General features: G+C 71.6%; 14 protein-coding genes and 2 pseudogenes. 12 read left to right on the top strand and 4 right to left on the bottom strand.

The window, feature by feature from the left end; translation table 11 throughout:
• Window positions 1-85: 85 nt before the first annotated feature.
• The 3 genes from ACWDYJ_RS03035 to ACWDYJ_RS03025 all read right to left on the bottom strand — a co-directional run bounded on the left by ACWDYJ_RS03035 (window position 86) and on the right by ACWDYJ_RS03025 (window position 2,154).
• Complete coding sequence (locus tag ACWDYJ_RS03035) at window positions 86-475, bottom strand: nucleotide pyrophosphohydrolase (protein WP_451563688.1); 390 nt, start codon at window positions 473-475, stop codon at window positions 86-88.
• Window positions 472-1,692 (bottom strand): ATP-binding protein, encoded by a 1,221-nt coding sequence (locus ACWDYJ_RS03030; RefSeq protein WP_451563687.1) that lies wholly within the window; start codon window positions 1,690-1,692, stop codon window positions 472-474. Before ACWDYJ_RS03030 ends, ACWDYJ_RS03035 begins: the two co-directional genes overlap by 4 nt.
• Window positions 1,693-1,758: 66 nt before the next feature.
• Window positions 1,759-2,154, bottom strand: a complete 396-nt coding sequence (locus ACWDYJ_RS03025) for a cell division protein SepF (protein WP_073777979.1) — start codon at window positions 2,152-2,154, stop codon at window positions 1,759-1,761.
• Between the two features lie 240 nt (window positions 2,155-2,394).
• Here ACWDYJ_RS03025 and ACWDYJ_RS03020 point away from each other — a divergent pair, with 240 nt between their 5' ends.
• The 6 genes from ACWDYJ_RS03020 (at window position 2,395) to meaB (ending at window position 9,677) form a co-directional block, all read left to right on the top strand.
• Window positions 2,395-2,658 carry a TetR family transcriptional regulator gene (locus tag ACWDYJ_RS03020; RefSeq protein WP_451563686.1) on the top strand — a complete coding sequence of 88 codons (264 nt, stop codon included), beginning with the start codon at window positions 2,395-2,397 and terminating at the stop codon, window positions 2,656-2,658.
• A gap of 42 nt (window positions 2,659-2,700) precedes the next feature.
• Entirely contained in the window at window positions 2,701-3,474 is a 774-nt protein-coding gene (locus ACWDYJ_RS03015; protein WP_451563685.1) for a DUF2470 domain-containing protein, read from the top strand.
• A 63-nt stretch (window positions 3,475-3,537) separates the two neighbouring features.
• A complete protein-coding gene (locus tag ACWDYJ_RS03010) occupies window positions 3,538-4,458 on the top strand; it encodes an NADP-dependent oxidoreductase (protein WP_451563684.1) in 921 nt (306 codons plus the stop codon).
• Window positions 4,459-4,599: 141 nt separating this feature from the next.
• On the top strand, window positions 4,600-6,474 hold the full coding sequence (locus tag ACWDYJ_RS03005) for a methylmalonyl-CoA mutase family protein (RefSeq protein ID WP_451563683.1): 1,875 nt from the start codon (window positions 4,600-4,602) through the stop codon (window positions 6,472-6,474).
• Window positions 6,471-8,678, top strand: coding sequence for a methylmalonyl-CoA mutase (gene scpA / locus ACWDYJ_RS03000; RefSeq protein ID WP_451563682.1), 2,208 nt, complete (start codon window positions 6,471-6,473; stop codon window positions 8,676-8,678). The genes ACWDYJ_RS03005 and scpA overlap by 4 nt, the downstream gene beginning before the upstream one ends.
• Window positions 8,679-8,690: 12 nt before the next feature.
• Window positions 8,691-9,677, top strand: a complete 987-nt coding sequence (gene meaB / locus ACWDYJ_RS02995; RefSeq protein WP_451563681.1) for a methylmalonyl Co-A mutase-associated GTPase MeaB — start codon at window positions 8,691-8,693, stop codon at window positions 9,675-9,677.
• Window positions 9,678-9,747: 70 nt separating this feature from the next.
• Here meaB and ACWDYJ_RS02990 read toward each other — a convergent pair whose 3' ends face one another.
• Window positions 9,748-10,749 carry an asparaginase gene (locus tag ACWDYJ_RS02990; protein ID WP_451563680.1) on the bottom strand — a complete coding sequence of 334 codons (1,002 nt, stop codon included), beginning with the start codon at window positions 10,747-10,749 and terminating at the stop codon, window positions 9,748-9,750.
• Window positions 10,750-10,895: 146 nt separating this feature from the next.
• On the opposite strand from ACWDYJ_RS02990, the gene ACWDYJ_RS02985 reads away from it, so the two are divergent.
• The 6 genes and pseudogenes from ACWDYJ_RS02985 to ACWDYJ_RS02960 all read left to right on the top strand — a co-directional run.
• Window positions 10,896-11,351, top strand: coding sequence for an Lrp/AsnC family transcriptional regulator (locus ACWDYJ_RS02985; protein ID WP_451563679.1), 456 nt, complete (start codon window positions 10,896-10,898; stop codon window positions 11,349-11,351).
• 429 nt (window positions 11,352-11,780) lie between these two features.
• On the top strand, window positions 11,781-13,658 hold the full coding sequence (locus ACWDYJ_RS02980; protein WP_451563678.1) for a DNA/RNA helicase domain-containing protein: 1,878 nt from the start codon (window positions 11,781-11,783) through the stop codon (window positions 13,656-13,658).
• A 171-nt stretch (window positions 13,659-13,829) separates the two neighbouring features.
• Window positions 13,830-14,237 (top strand): effector-associated constant component EACC1, encoded by a 408-nt coding sequence (locus tag ACWDYJ_RS02975; RefSeq protein WP_451563677.1) that lies wholly within the window; start codon window positions 13,830-13,832, stop codon window positions 14,235-14,237.
• On the top strand, window positions 14,234-18,151 hold the full coding sequence (locus ACWDYJ_RS02970; protein ID WP_451563676.1) for a caspase, EACC1-associated type: 3,918 nt from the start codon (window positions 14,234-14,236) through the stop codon (window positions 18,149-18,151). Before ACWDYJ_RS02975 ends, ACWDYJ_RS02970 begins: the two co-directional genes overlap by 4 nt.
• Before the next feature lie 114 nt (window positions 18,152-18,265).
• A pseudogene (locus ACWDYJ_RS02965) lies at window positions 18,266-18,529 on the top strand (NERD domain-containing protein); the annotation flags it as partial.
• Between the two features lie 263 nt (window positions 18,530-18,792).
• A pseudogene (locus ACWDYJ_RS02960) lies at window positions 18,793-19,299 on the top strand (DEAD/DEAH box helicase); the annotation flags it as partial.
• Window positions 19,300-19,329: the final 30 nt, after the last annotated feature.

Below are 19,329 nucleotides of genomic sequence, written 5' to 3'. Positions count from 1 at the left end.
CACTACCCAGAGTGAAGGCAACGAGCCAGTAAAGCCAGGGGTATTCGGAAATCTGTGGACACAAACATGGTTGTGGACAGCGCCATCACTCCGAAGAGTGACGATTCGGTGTTCCATCGTGCCCCGGCGGACCCGTCACCGGAAACCGGAGCTCGTTCCTCTCGATCTTCGCGGCGAGAGCGTCCAGCACATCCACCCCGAGAACCTCACAGAATTGCAGCAGGTACGCGAGCACATCGGCCACCTCGTCGGCCACCTTGTGCGCGGTTTCCGGCTTGTCCATCACCGCCGCCGACTGCTCAGGCGTCAGCCACTGGAAGATCTCGACCAGTTCGGACGCCTCGACGCTCAAGGCCACGGCCAGGTTCTTGGGCGTGTGGTACGGGCCCCAGTCCCGGGCCGCCGCGAAATCCGCCAGCCGCCGCTGGAGTTGGTACAGCCGCTCCCCCCGCGGGGCATCCTGCCTGTCGTTCATGAGGACAGGTCTACCACCGAGACGCCCGGCAGGCCCCGCGCGGTTCCCGCCGCGTCCTCTCCCACCGCCGCCACCAGCCGGATGTGGCCGCGCCCGCCGGACAGCAGGGCCAGGCGCAGCAGTTCGGCGCTCTGCCGCCGGTCCAGACCGCGGTCGAGACCGTCGGCCAGTACGGTCAGGGCCTGCCGCGCGGAGAGCATCTCGGCGGCCGGATCCACGGCGAGCACCCCCGGCCCGGTGAGCAGGACGAGCGCCAGCCCGAGGAAGCGGAGCTCGCCCGCGCCGAGCCGGCCGAACCACGTCGCGGGCCGGTCGGGTCCGCGGTCCAGCAGGGCCGACAGGAGGCCGTCGCCGTCGGCCCCGGCGTCCGGGCTGCGGACGTCCAGCGCGGCCACCGGTCCCGCGCAGCCGGTACGCGCCGCCTCGGCCAGCAGCGCGTGGCGGGTGCCGCACTCGTGGCGGGTCCGGCGCAGTACGTCGGCCAGGTTGGCGCAGTCGCGCCGCAGCCGGCCGTCCCCGGGCGGGACGGGTGCCCGCATCCGCTCCGGGCGGGGGTCGCAGGCGAACACCGAGCGCAGAGCGACCACCACCTGCTCGGCGGCGGCCAGGACGCGGCGCTGTCCGGGGGTGGATCCGGCGACGCGCAGCGGCAGCAGGGCGGTGCCGAGCCGGTCGTCCGGCAGCGGGGCGCGCGTCACGCCGATGGTGCCGCCGGTCAGCCAGGCGGCCTGGACGGAGCGTCGGCGGGGGTCGAGCAGGGCGGTGCTGAACAGGATCTGACCGTCCTGCGAGAGCCGTTCGCCGACGACGCGCAGCGCGGGCTCGGCCTGTACGGCGAGGTCGAGGCGGACGGGGCCGACCGGACCGTCGACCACGCAGCCGATCCGGAAGCCGCGCCGCCCGTCCGCGTCGGGCCGGGCCCGTTCGGGCACCCGGGCCAGGGGGTCGGGGAACACCTCCTCCAGCGGGATCCCGGAGCCGAGCCCGGCGAGGGCCTCGTAGGCGGCGAGGGCCTGGGACTTGCCGCTGCCGCTCGATCCGGCGAAGAGGGTCACGGGGCCCAGTGGGAACACGGCCGCGCGGTGTGGCCCGAAGGCGGACAGCCGTAACTCGGTGACGCTGGGGCGCAGCTGACCCCCTGCGGGGACGGCGGGCCGTGCGGGAGTGTCGGTCGCGGCGGCGGCGCCGGGCCGCGGCGCGTCCAGGATGGCGTCCATGGCCGGACGGTACGGGCCGCCGGGGCGTCCGGGGGCCCGGCGAACCGTTCCGTCGCCACGACCTTCCTACGATCGGGGGACGGCGGCTGCCGCGATCCCCTCGACCTCGGTCCCGACGGGCGCGAGCAGGAAGACGTTCCTGTCGACCCGGTGCATGCCGCTGCCGAGGCCGAAGACCACACCGCTGCTGAAGTCCAGGATCCGCTTGGCGACTTCGCTGTCCGCGCCCGTGAGGTCGAGCAGGACCGGGATCTGCGCGATCAGGTACTCCGCCACCTCCCGCGCGTCCGCGAAGATCTGAACCCGGATCACGACGAAGCGCCGCTGCTCCGCGGCGGACGCCCCGGGACTCGCGGGAATCGTGCGGTGGTCCACCCGGGAGGGCCACTCGTTGCGACTGCGCAGGGGTACCACCTGCGCGAGTCCCTCCCACTGTTCGTCCGTGACGTCGTACCTGCTCACCGGGCCGCCTCGGCCGTGCGCTTCATGTGCATCCCGCCATCCTCTCCCGTTTCACCCGTTCAGCCCAACACCGACACGAAGCACGTAGGGCCGCCGCCATGACCGAGGGCTACCAGGTCCGCGCCGTGAGCGACATCGCGGGCGCCGGTCCCGCCCCAGCGGGCAACCCCCGGGCCCGGCGCCCGGGCCTCGACCCGTCGGCCGCGGCAGCGCGCCGACGCGATCCGCGACCGCGCCCAGATGCCGGCCGCGGCGGAACAGTTGTTCACGGAGTGCGATCCGCGCGCCCTGACGACGGACCGGATCGCCAAGGCCGCCGGGGTGGGCCGGGCCACGCTCTACCACCGCTTCCCGGACCCCGCTTCCATCTCCGCCGTCGAGCACCTGGAGCGGCATCTTCCGCTGACGCTCGGCACTACGGCGGGGCAGGACCGGTTCGCCGGGGCCGCCTACCGGTACTGGGCGCGTGCACGCGGGGTACTCCCCCCGGATCGAATGGGTTAGGTTAGGCATACCTAACCCGCTCCGGATGAGGGAGAGACCCGCATGCGCCTGCCCGGTGCCTCCGCCGCCACGCCCGCCGACCCGCCCGCGACCCGCCCCACCGACGCCGAGCGGGTCCGGTCCGTCCTGGCCGCCGCCCACTCGATGACCGTGGTCACCGACGGCGTCCGCACCGAGGTCCGCCACCTCGACGGCAGCGACGTCCTCGGCCGGCTGCACCTGCACCCCGCCGCGCCCGCCGCAGGACATCCCACCTCTCCGCCGGACGACGCCCGTCCCGCGATCCGGCTGGAGTTCACCGACATCGCCCCGACCCCCGTACGCGACCGGGTCCGCGCCCGCGTCACCGTCCTCGGGCACCTCCTCACCCCCTACGAGACCCCGTACGGGCCCTTCGCCGACGAGGGAGCCGCAGGGCCCACGGGCAGCACCTGCGTGGAGTACGGCCAGGCGGTCCTGGAGACCGCGGAGGGAGTCGCGTACATCGGGCTGGAGGAACTCGACGAGGCCTGGCCCGACCCGCTCGCCCCCTACGAGGCGGGCATGCTCACCCACCTCCTCGACGAGCACCCCGAGCTGGTCACCCTGCTGCTGCGCCTGGTCCGGCCGGCGCCCTCGGCGGCGGTCGTGCGCGCGCTGCCGCTCGCCCTGGACCGGTACGGGATCACCCTGCGCCTGGAGGAGCGGCGCGGCCACCGCGACGTCCGGCTGGCGTTCCCCTCGCCGCTGGACGACGTCGAGCAGTCGGGCGCCCAGATCCAGGCCCTCCTGAGCGCTGCCCGGCGGCGTTCCCACCACAACACGCTGCCCGCCTGAACCGAACCCGGCACCGCGCGCAAACGACGGAATACCCTCCGCTTCGGCCCCGTTGGGACGACCATGAAGGCAATCGCGTACAGCGCATACGGAAGTCCCGCCCGCCTGGAGCTGGTTGACGCGCCGGAGCCCAAGGTCGGCCCCAGCGAGGTGCTCATCCGCGTCAAGGCCGCCGGGGTCAACCCCGTGGACTGGAAGCTCGCCGCCGGATTCCTCGGCGAAGTCCTCGAGGTCCGCCACCCGGTCATCCCCGGCTGGGACGTCTCCGGCATCGTGGAGGCCGTCGGCCCGGACACCGACGACTACGCCGTCGGCGACGAGGTGTACGGCTACGTCCGCAAGGAATGGGTCGAGCTCGGCACGTACGCCGAGCTGGTGGCCGCTCCCGTGCGCACCATCGCCCACAAGCCGCGCTCGCTGACCTTCGAGGAGGCCGCGGGCCTTCCGCTCGCCGGGCTCACCTCCTACCAGGCCATCACCCGCGCGGGCGTCACGGCCGGCCAGACCGTCGTCATCCACTCGGCCGCCGGCGGCACCGGTTCGCTGGGCGTGCAGATCGCGGTCGCCCTCGGCGCGCGGGTCATCGGCACGGCGGGCGCGCACAACCACGACTACCTGCGCACGCTGGGCGCCGAACCGGTGCTCTACGGGGACGGCGTCGCCGACCGGATCCGCGCGCTGGCCCCCGAGGGTGTCGACGCGGGACTCGACTTCTACGGCGAGGGCGGCGTCGAGCTCCTCCAGTCGCTGGTCCGCGAAGGAGCCCCGGTGATCTCCATCGCCGACAACGACGCCGGATCCAAGGGTGCCAAGCACATCTGGGCCCGCGCCGACACCGCCGTCCTGGCCGCCCTCGCGGACCTGGCCGACACGGGGCGGCTCACCGTCAACGTGGAGCACGTCCTGCCGCTGGCGAACGCCGCCGAGGCGTGGAAGCTGAGCGCGACCGGCCGGACCCGGGGCAAGATCGTCCTCACGGTTTGAGCTTTCGGGCACGGGTGGGCCCGGGGGCGAGCCCGCTCCCTGCGGGCCCGCCGGGGCCGGGCCGGGCGGTCTGACCTGGGAGTGCGAGATCACATCCGGCGGTTATGGTCTCGAATGAGCGGCCCCCCTAGCATTCGAGTCATGACGGTCCAGCCTGACGACGGGCTCTCCCTGGCCGCCGAGTTTCCTGACGCGACACATGAGCAGTGGCAGCGCCTGGTTGAAGGCGTACTGCGCAAGTCGGGCAAGGAAGTATCCGGCGAGGCAGCGGAAGCAGCGCTGTCCACGAAGCTCGAAGACGGGCTCATCACCCGCCCGCTCTACACCGCGCGTCCTGACGGGGACGGCGTCGACACCGGTTTCCCCGGTTTCCCCGGCTTCGCGCCCTTCGTGCGCGGAGGTGCCCCCGCGGGCACCAGCGCGTCCGGGTGGGACGTACGGCAGCGGCTCACGGGCAGTGACCCGGTACGGGTGAACGAGGCTGCCCTCGCGGACCTCGAGAACGGGACCACCTCCCTCTGGCTGACCGTCGGCCAGGGCGGTCTCCCGGCCGGCGGACTGTGCCGGGCACTGGACGGCGTCTACCTCGACCTGGCCCCCGTCACCCTCGACGCCGGAGCCGGATACGCCGACGCCGCACGGGCGTTGCTCGACCTGTACACCGAGCGCGAGGTGTCCCCCGACGCCGCCCGCGCCGCGCTCGGCATCGACCCGCTGGGCCACGAGGCCCGCACCGGCGAGGCCCTGGACCTGGCGCCCGCGGCCGAACTGGCCCGTGAGACCGCCGCCGCCTGGCCCGGCGTACGGGCCATGACCGTGGACGCCCTGCCGTACCACGAGGCGGGCGGCTCGGCCGCCGAGGAGCTGGGGCTGTCCCTGGCCACCGGGGTCGCCTACCTGCGGGCCCTGACGGAGGCCGGCCTCACCACCGAGGCGGCCCTCGGGCAGCTGGAGTTCCGTTACGCCGCGACCGCCGACCAGTTCCTCACCATCGCCAAGCTGCGCGCCGCCCGGCGCCTGTGGGCCCGGGTCGCCGAGGCCTGCGGCGCCCCCGACGCGGGCGCCCAGCGGCAGCACGCCGTCACCTCGCCGGTGATGATGACCCGCCGCGACCCGTGGGTGAACATGCTGCGCACCACCGTCGCCTGCATGGCGGCGGGCGTGGGCGGTGCGGACGCGGTCACCGTGCTCCCCTTCGACAACGAGCTGGGCCTGCCGGACGCCTTCGCGCGCCGGATCGCCCGCAACACCTCCACGATCCTGCTGGAGGAGTCGCACCTGGCCAAGGTGATCGACCCGGCCGGCGGCTCGTACTACGTGGAGCAGCTGACCGACGAACTCGCGCACGTGGCCTGGGAGTTCTTCCAGACCGTCGAGCGGGCGGGCGGCCAGGCGGCCGCCCTGCGCTCCGGGCTGGTCGCGGACCGGCTCGCCGCCACCTGGGCCGCGCGCTCCAAGAAGCTGGCCACGCGCCGCGAACCGATCACCGGCGTCAGCGAGTTCCCGCTGCTGTCGGAGAAGCCGGTCGTACGCGAGCCCGCGCCCGCGGGAGCCACCGGCGGACTGCCGCGCGTCCGGCGCGACGAGGCGTACGAGGCCCTGCGCGCCCGGAGTGACGCGCACCTGGCCGCCACCGGCGCCCGCCCGCGGATCTTCCTCGCCGCCCTCGGCCCGGCGTCCGCGCACACCGCGCGGGCCACCTTCGCCTCGAACCTGTTCCAGGCGGGCGGCACCGAACCGGTGCACGACCCCGTCTCGGTGGATCCGGCGACGGCCGCCGCGGCGTACGCGGCGAGCGGCGCCGACGGCATGGCGGTGCTGTGCTCCAGCGACGGGCTGTACGAGGAGCAGGCCGGGGCGGTGGCCGCCGCCCTGCGCGAGGCCGGCGCGACGACCGTGTTCCTCGCCGGCCGGCCCGGCACCGCCGAGCAGGCCGCGGACGAGTACGTCTTCGCCGGCTGCGACGCGGTCGCCGTGCTGTCCCGCGTACTCGATCGGATGGGAGTAGCGTCTTGAGCGGCACCGGAATCCCCGATTTCTCCGAGCTCGCGCTCGGCGGCCACGACTCCGCCGGGTCCGAGGACCAGTGGCGCGCGGCGGTGAAGGAGTCCACCGGGACCGCCACGGGCGACCTTCTGTGGGAGACCCCCGAGGGCATCGGCGTCAAGCCGCTGTACACCGGGCGGGACCTGGAGGGCCTGGACTTCCTGGCGACGTACCCGGGAGTGGCCCCGTACCTGCGCGGCCCGTACCCGACGATGTACGTCAACCAGCCCTGGACGATCCGGCAGTACGCCGGTTTCTCCACGGCGGAGGAGTCCAACGCCTTCTACCGGCGCAACCTCGCCTCCGGCCAGAAGGGCCTGTCGGTCGCCTTCGACCTGCCGACCCACCGCGGCTACGACAGCGACCACCCCCGGGTGACGGGCGATGTCGGCATGGCGGGTGTGGCGATCGACTCGATCTACGACATGCGGCAGCTGTTCGAGGGGATCCCGCTGGACAAGATGTCGGTGTCGATGACGATGAACGGCGCGGTGCTGCCGGTCCTCGCCCTCTACATCGTGGCGGCGGAGGAGCAGGGCGTCTCCCCCGACAAGCTCGCCGGGACCATCCAGAACGACATTCTCAAAGAGTTCATGGTCCGCAACACCTACATCTATCCGCCGAAGCCCTCGATGCGGATCATCTCCGACATCTTCTCCTTCACCTCGCAGAAGATGCCGCGCTACAACTCCATCTCCATCTCCGGGTACCACATCCAGGAGGCGGGGGCCACGGCCGACCTGGAGCTGGCGTACACCCTCGCGGACGGGGTGGAGTACCTGCGGGCCGGGCAGGCCGTCGGGCTGAACGTGGACGCCTTCGCGCCGCGGCTGTCGTTCTTCTGGGCGATCGGCATGAACTTCTTCATGGAGGTCGCGAAGCTGCGCGCCGCGCGCCTGCTGTGGGCGCGCCTGGTCAAGCAGTTCGACCCGCAGAACGCCAAGTCCCTGTCGCTGCGCACCCATTCGCAGACCTCGGGCTGGTCGCTGACGGCGCAGGACGTCTTCAACAACGTGACGCGCACGTGCGTCGAGGCGATGGCTGCGACCCAGGGACACACCCAGTCGCTGCACACCAACGCCCTCGACGAGGCGCTCGCGCTGCCGACGGACTTCTCCGCGCGCATCGCCCGCAACACCCAGCTGCTGCTCCAGCAGGAGTCGGGCACCTGCCGCTCGATCGACCCGTGGGGCGGCAGCGCGTACGTCGAGAAGCTGACGTACGACCTGGCCCGGCGGGCCTGGCAGCACATCCAGGAGGTCGAGGCGGCCGGCGGTATGGCGCAGGCCATCGACGCGGGCATCCCGAAGCTGCGCGTGGAGGAGGCCGCGGCCCGGACGCAGGCGCGGATCGACTCGGGCCGCCAGCCGGTGATCGGCGTCAACAAGTACCGCGTGGAGACCGACGAGCGGATCGACGTCCTCAAGGTCGACAACTCCTCCGTGCGCACGCAGCAGATCGCCAAGCTGCGGCGGCTGCGCGAGGAGCGCGACGAGGCGCTGACGCAGGACGCGCTGCGGGCGCTGACGAACGCCGCCGAGCGCGGTGCCGGTCAGGGCATGGAGGGCAACCTCCTGGCGCTGGCGGTGAACGCGGCGCGGGCGAAGGCGACCGTCGGGGAGATCTCCGACGCGCTCGAGAAGGTGTACGGGCGGCACGCGAGCCAGATCCGTACGATTTCGGGTGTGTACCGCACCGAGGCAGGAGAGTCCCCGTCCGTGGAACGCACCCGCACGCTCGTCGACCGGTTCGAGGAGGCGGAGGGCCGGCGCCCGCGCATCCTGGTCGCCAAGATGGGCCAGGACGGGCACGACCGGGGGCAGAAGGTCATCGCGACCGCCTTCGCCGACCTGGGCTTCGACGTGGACGTCGGCCCGCTGTTCCAGACCCCCGCGGAGGTGGCCCGCCAGGCCGTCGAGGCGGACGTCCACGTGGTGGGCGTCTCGTCGCTGGCGGCCGGCCACCTGACCCTCGTACCGGCGCTGCGCGAGCAGCTGGCGGAGGAGGGGCGCGAGGACATCATGATCGTGGTGGGCGGGGTCATCCCGCCGGCGGACGTGCCGACGCTGCTGGAGATGGGCGCGACCGCGGTCTTCCCGCCGGGCACGGTCATCCCGGACGCGGCCCACGACCTGGTGACGCGGCTCGCCGCGGAACTGGGCCACGAGCTGTAGGCGGCCGCGCGGATGCCTCCGAGGATCGACATCGACGTGTACGTGAAGGGCGTACTCGACGGGAAGCGCGCGCACATCGCCCGCGCCATCACCCTCGTCGAGTCCACCCGCGCGGACCATCGGGCCCTGGCGCAGCGGCTGTTGACGCAGCTGCTGCCGCACGCGGGCAACGCCCGGCGGATCGGCATCAGCGGGGTGCCGGGGGTGGGCAAGTCCACCTTCATCGACGCGTTCGGCACGATGCTGACGGGCCTGGGCCACAAGGTCGCCGTCCTCGCGGTCGACCCGTCGTCGAAGCGGACGGGCGGCTCCATCCTGGGTGACAAGACGCGGATGGAGCGCCTGGCCGTCGACCCGGCGGCGTTCGTCCGCCCCTCGCCCTCGGCGGGGACGCTGGGCGGGGTCGCGAAGGCGACGCGCGAGTCCATGATCGTCATGGAGGCCGCGGGCTACGACGTGGTCCTGGTCGAGACGGTGGGGGTGGGCCAGTCGGAGACCACGGTCGCCGGGATGGTCGACTCCTTCCTCCTCCTCTCCCTGGCCCGTACGGGCGACCAGTTGCAGGGCATCAAGAAGGGCGTCCTGGAGCTGGCCGACGTCCTGGCGGTGAACAAGGCGGACGGCCCGCACGAGCGCGACGCGAAGGCCGCGGCGCGGGAGCTGTCGGGCGCGCTGCGCCTGATGCACCCGGCGGACGCGGCGTGGACCCCGCCGGTGCTGACGTGCAGCGCGCGGGAGTCGGCGGGGCTCGACGAGGTCTGGAACCGGTTGGAGCAGCACCGGGTGCTGCTGGAGGCCGGTGGCCGGCTGGCGGCGAAGCGGGCCGAGCAGCAGGTGGAGTGGACCTGGGCGATGGTCCGTGAGGAGCTGCTGGAGCGGCTGCGCGCCGACCCCGCCGTACGGGGACTCGCGCCGGGGCTCGAAGCGGAGGTCCGAGCGGGCACGGTGACGGCCACGTCGGCGGCGGACCGCATCCTGTCGGCGTTCCGTCAGGTGTGACACAGAGCGAAAGAGGCTCACATACGACATTGCAATGTCGTATGTGAGCCTCTTCCCTATGACCTTGTGGTCAGGCAGCGGCCAGGACCGGGCCCTCCGCGGCCAGCGCCCGGCGCAGGATCCGGGACCGCTCCGCCGGGTCGGCACTGGCCAGCAGCGCGCTGAGGACGGCGATCCGCGCCTGGCCCGCGCGCAGGGTTCCGGTGGGCACGGCTCCGGCGGCGACCAGGTCGACCGCACCGCCCTGCGTGTAGATCTCGGTGATCGGCCCGGCCGCGACCCGCGTGGTCAGCGCGACCAGCACACCGCGCGCGACGGCGGCGGCCACCGCGTCCACGATCTCGGGCGTGGCGTTGCCCGCGCCGGTCCCGACCAGGACGATGCCCCGGGCGCCCGCGTCGACGGCGGCGTTCATCAGCAGCGGGTCGCCGTCGGCGTGGTGCATCACCATGTCGACACGGGGCGGCAGTTCCGGCATCGCCGGCAACGCCAGGGGGGTCGGCCGCTGGGCCTGGCGCAGCAGGGTGACCTTGCCGAAACCGACCTTCCCGAGCGGTTCCCACGAGGGGTCGGCGAACGCGTCCAGGTCCACGGCCTGCGTCTTCACGGTGCCCCGGGCGGCGTGCACCCGGCCCGCGAAGGCGATCAGCACGCCGAGCCCGCGCGTGGTGGCCGCCGTGAGCAGCGCGTCGTAAAGGTTCCCCGGCCCGTCCCCGTCGGCGGTGCCCATGGGCCGCTGCGAGCCCGTGAACACCACGGAACGGGCGTCATGGTGATGCAGGTCGACGAGGAACGCCGACTCCTCCAGGGTGTCGGTGCCGTGCGTGACGACGATGCCGTCCACGCCGGGGTCGGCGAGCACCTCGTGGACCGTGCGCAGCAGGGTCAGCTGGTGGGCGGTGGTGAGGCGGGGGCTGTTCACCGAGAACAGGTCCACGACCTCGACGGTGATGCCCTCGGGCATCGGGGCGGTGGCCATCACCTCGCGGCCGTCGGCGTCGGCGGCGAAGCCCGAGCCCGTCCATCGGCTGGCTATCGTTCCGCCGGTGCTGATGACGACGATGCGTCCCATGGCCACCCTCTCCCTCACACGGATCTCGTACAGACACGCACAGACCGCACACATTTTCTACGAGGCGCAATGATAGTGAGATCTACGCGCAATGAGATTGCCTCTTCGAGCCGCTCCCCCGCGCCAGGGCGATGCATAATTGCGCCATGGACGCCATTGACCGCGAAATCTTGCGCGAGCTTCAGAGCGACGGCCGGCTCAGCAACCAGGAGCTGGCCCAGCGCATCGGCCTGACCCCGGCCCCCTGCATGCGCCGGGTGCGCCAGCTGGAGCAGGACGGGGTGATCCAGGGCTACCGCGCGGTGATCGACCCCGAGGCGGTGGGCCGCGGCTTCGAGGTACTGGTGTCCGTCGAGGTCCGCCGCGACCGCGAGGCCGTCGAGGCCTTCGAGTCGGCGCTCCAGGAGATCCCCGACGTCATCGAGGCCTACCGCCTCTTCGGCAGCCCCGGCTGCCTGCTGCGGATCGCCGTCGCGGACCTGCGCGCGTACGAGCGGCTGTGGATCGAGCAGCTCACCGCCCTGTCCGGCGTGACGGAGGTCAACTCCCAGATCATCATGAAGCGGATCAAGGAACCGACGGGCCTCCCGGTCGACCACTGAGCACCACGGCACTGTGCGGTCTGGTGCCCATGGAGGGCCGTTCTCACGGCAGCACCGCCGGGCCCGTGCACCGGCAGGCACAGCAGGACGCTCAGTTCCGGCTCACCATCCACGCGCGTCAGGTCGGCATCAGGACGCCGCCCGTAACGCCCACCGTGCGTCCCAGAAAACGCTCTGAGAGAAGGCGCTCGGCGAAAACGCCGGTCAGGCCCCTCTGTTATCAAAGCGAGAGGGCAACATGCGTCAGAGGAGCGTCACCAGTTCCCTACCCATGAGACTGCCGCCCAGCTCTGGGTGCATGATCCACGTCCTGTTCTAGGATGGCGATGACCATCTCAGCGGCCCGACGGGCTTCCGCTCCACTTCCGTGGAACTGAAGGACATGCCCCCACCCGCACGAGCTACTTCGTGCTGCCTGGGGGCATTTTCTTGCTGTTCCGTGAGTCCGCGGCGTCGTTGGCCACCCGCACCCACCTCGAAGGACGGCTGGCACAGCTCCTGAGCGAGAATTTCCTGCACAAACACCGCCACCGGCCCCACCCGTCGGAGGTGCGCTCTTGGGAGCGCAGCATTCCCGCGCTCACCAACGCGCTGGTCGAAGCCGGGCTCGGCGAAGTGGAGATGCTGCTGGAGTACGGGCTGCCTCTGACCAGCAAGCGCGCGGACGTGATATTGGCCGGCGTGCATCCGGTCACCAGCGGACCGTCGTACGTGGTGGTCGAACTCAAGCAGTGGAGCAGTGCCTACCCGGAAGACGGTGACCCGCTGCGGTGCCGCATCGACGCGTACCCGGGGCCTGTCCTGAACCCGATCGAGCAAGTGCGTGGCTACTGCGACTACCTCGTGTCGTTCAACGGTGCGCTGGAGCAGGTACCGGAGTCGATCGCCGGAGTGGCATACCTGCACAACGCCACCGAGTTCGGGGTGGCAGGACTGCGGGCCGTCACGGAGGACCGGCGGGGCCGGATGTTCACTGGTGAGCAGCGCGGCGCCTTCCTGGACTACCTGCGTTCGATGCTGGCACCGAAGCCCGGCGCCGATGCGGCCGACGCTCTGCTCCAGGGCAAGGTCAGGCCGTCCAAGCAGCTGATGGCCGTTGCTGCCGAGGAAGTGCGGAACCGCGAGCAGTTCGTGCTGCTGGGCGAGCAGCGACTCGCCTACGAGACGGTGATGTCCGCGGTCCGGAAGGCGCGGCGGTCCAACCACAAGCAGGTGGTCGTGGTGGCCGGCGGTCCGGGCTCCGGCAAGAGCGTGATCGCCCTGTCCCTGCTCGGCGATCTGTACCGGCGCGGTGTGCCGGCACTCCACGCGACCGGTTCGCAGTCGTTCACCAAGACCATGCGCAAGGTCGCGGGAGCCCGCAAGCCTGAGGTCCAGAAGCTCTTCCGCTACTTCAACAGTTTCATGGAGGCCGAGCCCAACGATCTGGACGTGCTCGTTTGCGACGAAGCACACCGGCTCCGAAAGACCTCCGCCAACCGCTACACCAGCGCCGCCCTGCGCACTGGCCGCCCGCAGGTGGCGGAGCTGATGGACGCTGCCCGGGTTCCCGTGTTCCTGCTGGACCAGCACCAGGTGGTGCGCCCGGGTGAGATGGGGACAGTGGAGGAGATCCGGGTAGCAGCAGCCGAGCAGGGGCTGGAGTGCACTGTGGTGGAGTTGGACAGCCAGTTCCGGTGCGGTGGCAGCGACGCGTACCTGCGGTGGGTGACAAGCCTGCTGGGGCTGGATGGCGACGGGCCGGTCGAGTGGGAACCGGACGGCAAGGTACAGCTGCTGACGGTCGACAGCCCGCAGGAGCTGGAAGGCTTCCTGAGCGCACAACGGGCCCAGGACTACGAGGCTCGGATGTCGGCGGGCTACTGCTGGAAGTGGACGAAGAAGATCACCCCGGACATGACGGAACTGCCCGCGGACGTGGTCATCGGCGACTGGGCCAAGCCGTGGAACCTGTCCGGAGACCGCTCCCTGCTCGGAGCGCCACCGTCGCCGCTCTGGGCCACGGATCCCGCGGGGTTCGGCCAGATCGGGTGCGTGTACACCGCGCAGGGCTTCGAGTACGACTGGTCGGGCGTGATCATGGGCCCGGACCTCGTCTGGCGGACTGACCGCTGGGTGGTGGACCGCACCGCGTCCAAGGACCCGTCCTTCGCCAAGGCCACCCCGGACGAGGACGTCGACCGCCTCGTCCGCAACACCTACAAGGTGCTGCTGACCCGGGGCATGATCGGCACGATCGTCTACTCAACGGACCCGGAAACCCGCGAGAAGCTCCGCGCTTTGGTCCCGCCCGTCGCGGAGGTTTAGACCGCCGGATAGAGCTGGATCAGCGGGAGGGCATGCCTGCGCGAACTGATGTCGGCATGTTTACGCCAATGAACCAGCTGGTTCCGGAAGACAGTGCAATAGGCGGCGATTCCCCTGGATATCCTCATGGGTTCGTGCTCGCCGCACGAGGAAACCAGGGGGACAGCGAGCATGAACACCATCCACGCGGGTCCGGCCGGCTACCGCATCTCCATCGTCGACGAGGACCCGTTGCGTGCTCGCCGTGAAGCACGCGAGCTCCTCGCCACGATCGGTGAAGCCGACCCCCTGGCCGCTCTCGACGTCCCGGGTCAGCGGACCGGCCCCGAGACCGACAAGGGCGGTGCGGTCACGGACCTCGTCGCGCTGGTGTTCAGCGCAGGTTCCCTGGCCGCCGCGGGCGTGCAGGTCTGGCTGGCCCGCGTGCCGCAGCGGACCGTTGTGGTCACCCGCCCGGACGGGGCGACCCTGCGCATCTCCGGCAAGGAGGCGCGCGCCGATGACGAGCAGATCGCACGGTTCCTCGACGGGGACACGCGGAACAGCGACAGCGGCGAGGGCGGTCCGGGCACCGAATGAGCGAGAACGACCGGTACGCCATCCTCATCGGCGTATCCACGTACGACAGCGACCGCTACCACGACCTGCCGCCGGTCCGGGCTGACCTGCACTACATGCAAGCGGTGCTGGAGAGCACCGAGATCGGCATGTACAACGACTGCGCCATGGTCGCGGAGCCCACCCGCGCTGAGATGCTGCACGCCATCGAGGCGTTTCTGGAGGAGCGGCAGTCCAGCGAGACGGCCCTGCTGTACTTCAGTGGGCACGGGGAGTTCTGCGAGGCCGACAACCAGCTGTACTTCCTCACCCGGGACGCCGACCCGGATGATCTGCCCGGGACGGCCGTCTCCGCGGAGTTCCTGGAGCGCATGCTCCAGTCTTGCCGCGCCTCTTCGAAGGTGGTGCTGCTGGACTGCTGCTCCAGCGGCTCCGTCGTCCAGGGGTGGACGGCCAAGGGTGCGACGGATGCGGGAGACCGGCCTTCGCCCAGCACCCTGCTGCGGCCGACCGGCGTCTACTTCATCACCGCCTCCGACGCGCTCCAGGCGGCCTCCGCCATGGCCCCGGTCGGGTCGTCCCTCGGCACCTCCCGGTTCACCGGGGAGATCGTGGAGGGGCTGCGCACCGGCCGGATCAAGGAGAACGGCGCCTGGATCACACCGGACGACCTCTTCGAGTACTTGACCTCACAGATGGTGCGCAATGGTGTGCCCGAGGAGCAGCGACCGACCAAGTCGACGATCCGCGCGACACACAGCCTGCCCCTCGCGCGCTCCGTGGCCCGAACCGTCCACCTCCAGCCCCCGCCCCGCGACGCCGCCGAGGCCGCACAAGGCTCTCCCGCTCTGCTCAAGGCGCGAGAGCTGGCAGCGCGGGACGCTCACGACGGCGTCGAGTGGCAGCGGCTGCTGCGCTATTACGTGCACTGCCTGACCGCGCAGGCCGAGGCGGGAACGCTGCCCGACCGGGACAAGGGCCGCGACTCCGCCTACTTCCTCCTGGGACGGGGCCCCGAAACGATCCAGTCCGGCCTGGGGTCGTCCTTCCCCGCCCCCGCGCAACTCCCGAAGCCCAAGAGCGGCGACGCGCAGGCGACTGCCGATGCGCTGCAGGAGTACTGGTACGGGTACCCCGCCATCACCCTTCCCGAGCGCGGAGGAGACGGCCGGCGACGGGCATCGGTGCGGCTCGCCCCGCTGCTGATCCAGCCGATGGAACTCGCTCCGGACGAGAACGGCCGGGACATGCTCCGTCCGAGCGGAGTGCCCTCCCTGCACACGGGCGTGATCACGGAGCTGCTGGGGGACGACCAGGCCGCCGATCTGCTGGCCCGCTGGCAGCCGACCTGGCAAGAGGGCAACGATAGCCAGATGCTGCGTGGCGTACGGGAGTTGCTGACGGAGCTGGGTGTCCCGGAACTGGAACCCCTCGACCTGTCCGCGCTGAGTGAGCAGTCCGTGATGCAGTCCCTGCGTCCCGGAGCCCACAACGCCGCCGTACTCCTGGCGCCCACGGGTGTGGAGCGCGTCGCCACTCAGGCTCTGGTGGACAACCTGCTCCAGATGTCGGCGCGTACGGGGCAGATCGCCGGTACGGCGCTGGACGCGCTCCTGACGGGTGGGGATCCCGGCGCCGTTCTCGACGCGCCCGACACCGTGGTCGCGCCCGGACCGTGCAACGAGAGCCAGGAGCTGGTGATCACGTCGGCGATGTCACGCCCCCTCACCGTCGCCACCGGACCGCCGGGCACCGGCAAGAGCGCGGTCGTGACCGCAGTCGTCACCACCGCTGTCGCCGCAGGCCAGTCCGTGCTAGTCGCCTCCACCAACAACGAGGCGGTCGACGTCGTCGCCGGGCGCTGCGACGACATCTCCCCCGGGCTGCTCATGCGAACGGGTAATGCCGCGGCCCTGGAGCGCGAGGCCACGAAGCTGGAACGGCTTCTTGCCGAACCGGGTGAGACACCGCGGCGCGGCTCGGCGACCGTGGCGGGAGAGCTGCGCAACCGTCACGCGGTGGCAGCCGCACGGCGGGCGGAAGCAGCCGGCCTGGTCGGCGAGGAAAGCCGGCTGCTGGATCTGCTCCGCGAGCGCGCCGAGCGGGCCGGCAGCCTCGGAATGCCGGTGGACCTCCTGGAACGGGCCTGGGCGGGCGACGGGGCTCCTCCTCTCGCCCGTTGGCAGGAGCGGGCGCGGAAGGCGGCCGCGGCTGGTTGGTTCTCGTTCGGCCGGTGGCGCAGGGGGCGGGCTCTGTCCGCACTCGTCGCCTCTCAAGCCGCCGATCCGGCGTACCCGTGGCCGGCCTGGGCCGCCGAGCGGCCCGCCTTGCCCGAGCTGCTCGACTCCCTGGCCGATGCCGCGGACGTGGAACGGGCCCTCCGGGACCTCGTACCCGAGCATCTCGCCCGCGACGAGGACGAGCTGAAGCGGGCGCGGCTGGAGAGCGCGGCCGGCCTGTCGGAGGCTTCGGGCGAGCTGTCCCGGGCCGTGGCTGCCGAGGCCATGGTCCGGGGGCGCTCGCTGATGAGCCAGCGGCTCCAGGCCCTGCGCCGGCGTTCCGGCTTCCAGAAGAGCCAGCGGAACCTGATGGCCCACATCAAGGGGTGGGCCATCAGCACGCACTCGGTGCGCCAGCTCGAGCTGACCCCGAAGCTCTTCGACCTCGTGGTGATCGACGAGGCGAGCCAGTGCTCGATCCCGGCGATCCTGCCACTGCTGTTCCGCGCGAAGCGCGCGCTGATCATCGGCGACCCGATGCAGCTCGGCCACATTCCGGGCATCTCACCCGAGCAGGAGCGGCAGGCCCGGGTCCGCTCCGGTCTGAGCGCGGCGCTTCTGGAAGACCACCGGCTCGCCTACCACGTCTACTCCTCGTACCACGCGGCAGCGCAGCACGGTGAGACGGCGCTGCTGCTGGACGAGCACTACCGGTGCCACCCGGCGATCGCGGACGTGGTCAACGGCTACTGCTACGCGGGCCAGTTGCAGGTGCTCACCGACGTCCGCAGGCAGGTACCGGCGCTCGATCCGGTGGGCTTCGCGGACCCGGCGCCCGTCCTGGCCTGGGTGGACGTACCGGACGGCGAGTCGGCGCGAGGCGGCGACGGGCAGTCCTGGCGCAACGCTGCCGAGGCCCGAGCCGTACGGAGCACCGTGGACGAGCTGCTCGCCCGGCTGCCCGAGCACGCCACCGTCGGGGTGGTGACGCCGTTCAGAGCCCAGAAGGACGCGCTGGCACGCGTATGGGCGGGAAACGACCGGGTGCGCGTGGGCACGGTGCACGCCTTCCAGGGCGGCGAGCGGGACGTCATGGTGCTCAGCCCGGTGGCGACGAAGAACACCCCGCCACGAACCGCGCACTGGGTGGCGAGCCAGGTCAATCTGTGGAACGTGGCGATCACCCGGGCGAAGTCGCAGCTGGTCACCGTAGGCAGCCATGCCTTCTGGCAAGGGCAGGCGGAACTGCCCGCCCAGCTCGCTGAGCGGTCCTCCCTGTTGAGTGCGGTCGCACCCGGCGCCGCAGGCCCTGACGTCAGGCCGGTGGCAGCGCCGGTGACAGCGGCGTCCAGGTTCCGCGAGGAACTCGCGGACCGGATTCAGCAGCACCTCGCCGCACGGGGCGTCACCGATCTGGAACGGGCGGCGCCGGTCGGCGGGCACACCGTGGACCTGCTGTTCACGGTGGACGGCGCGAACACCGCGGTACTGATCGACACCGGCCCGCAGCACGCCCACGACCCCGCACGGCACCTGCGCCTCACCCACGCGCGCAGCGATCTGCTGGTGGGGCTGCCGTCCGGCGGCCTGGGTGCGAAGACCGGTCCGGTGGAGCGCACGGTCCGGGTGCCGGCCTGGCGGATCCTCGCCGGAGACCGGGCGCTGGAACCGCTGTTCGGCATGGGACCCACTCATGCGGTGCGGGGAGGCCGGTAGCCCTTCCAAGGGAACCGATCCCTTCCGTGCCCGCTTCCTCACGCTGCCCCTGATGTCGGGCTCCGCCATTAGGATCGCTGCGGGCACAGCAGATCCACGAAGCGGGGGCAGCACATGCGGGAAGGCCGGTGGACCACGGTCACCGAGTCCGAGTTCGATCACGAACGCCGCGGTCTGGAGTCCATCCGCGAGAAGCTGCCGGACTGCGATCCGTGGCGGGCGTGGTCCAACTTCACCTTCACCGCGAACACGGGGCACGTCCGGGAGGTCGACCTCCTCGTCATCGCCCCCGGCGGGGTCTGCGTCATCGAGCTGAAGAACTGGCACGGCTCGCTGACCAGTGAGAACGGCACATGGGTGCAGACCACCCACGGAGGAGGCGTTGGGCGCGGGCCTGCTCGCACTGGACGTCCGGGAGGACGACGCCCCGACACCCCGACGGCCCCGGGCCTGCTCGACTACGCCGTACGCCTGGGCCGCACGGCCGACCGCCTCGCCAAGCTGGACACCCTGCCGACCGCCACGACGGTCCTCGGCGAACTCGGCGCCCTGACCCCGCCGCCGGGCACGCTCGACTGGGACGAACGCCGCCTGGTGGAGCTGGCCGCCGCGGCTTCCCTCAACGCCGCGGCGACGCCACGATTGCCGGGCTGTCGTACGCCTTGACGCGCGCCATGCGCGACGTGCTGTTGGGGTCGGACCCCTCGGTGTCGCTCACCCGCCGCGCCGAGGTATGCCTGGCGGAATGGCGTGCGGAGAGCGCGCCGCACACGGCCCGTCCGGGAGGGACGCTGGTTTCCCGGGTGGAGAAGGACGTGCGCTGGTGGACGTGGGCCGGCTACCGCGCCAACGCGACGATCGCGGCGACTCTGCCGTCGATCTCCGACCCGGTCCAGCGACCGACCGACTGCTACGTGCGTCTGCGGGAAGACCTCACACCCGGGATGTGGCGTACGGCCTTTGAGGCGGCCGATGGAGGCAGCGCCCTGGTGTTGCCGGATGTGGATCCCCGTGCCGTGCACGGGCTGAAGTTCTCCGCCGCACTGCCACAGCGTCTCGCGATCGCCACCGTCGCCGCGCGACTCGCCGACTTCGACGGAGCACGCGCTGTACTCACGGAACCCGTCCGCTTTGAGACCAGCTTCTGAATTCGGCACCGTGACCATAGAATTCGCCCG

It is taken from the genome of Streptomyces sp. NPDC003042 (genome assembly GCF_053591315.1).
Note: the sequence above shows the minus strand (reverse complement) of the source record. Positions and strands in the feature narration are given on the sequence as shown.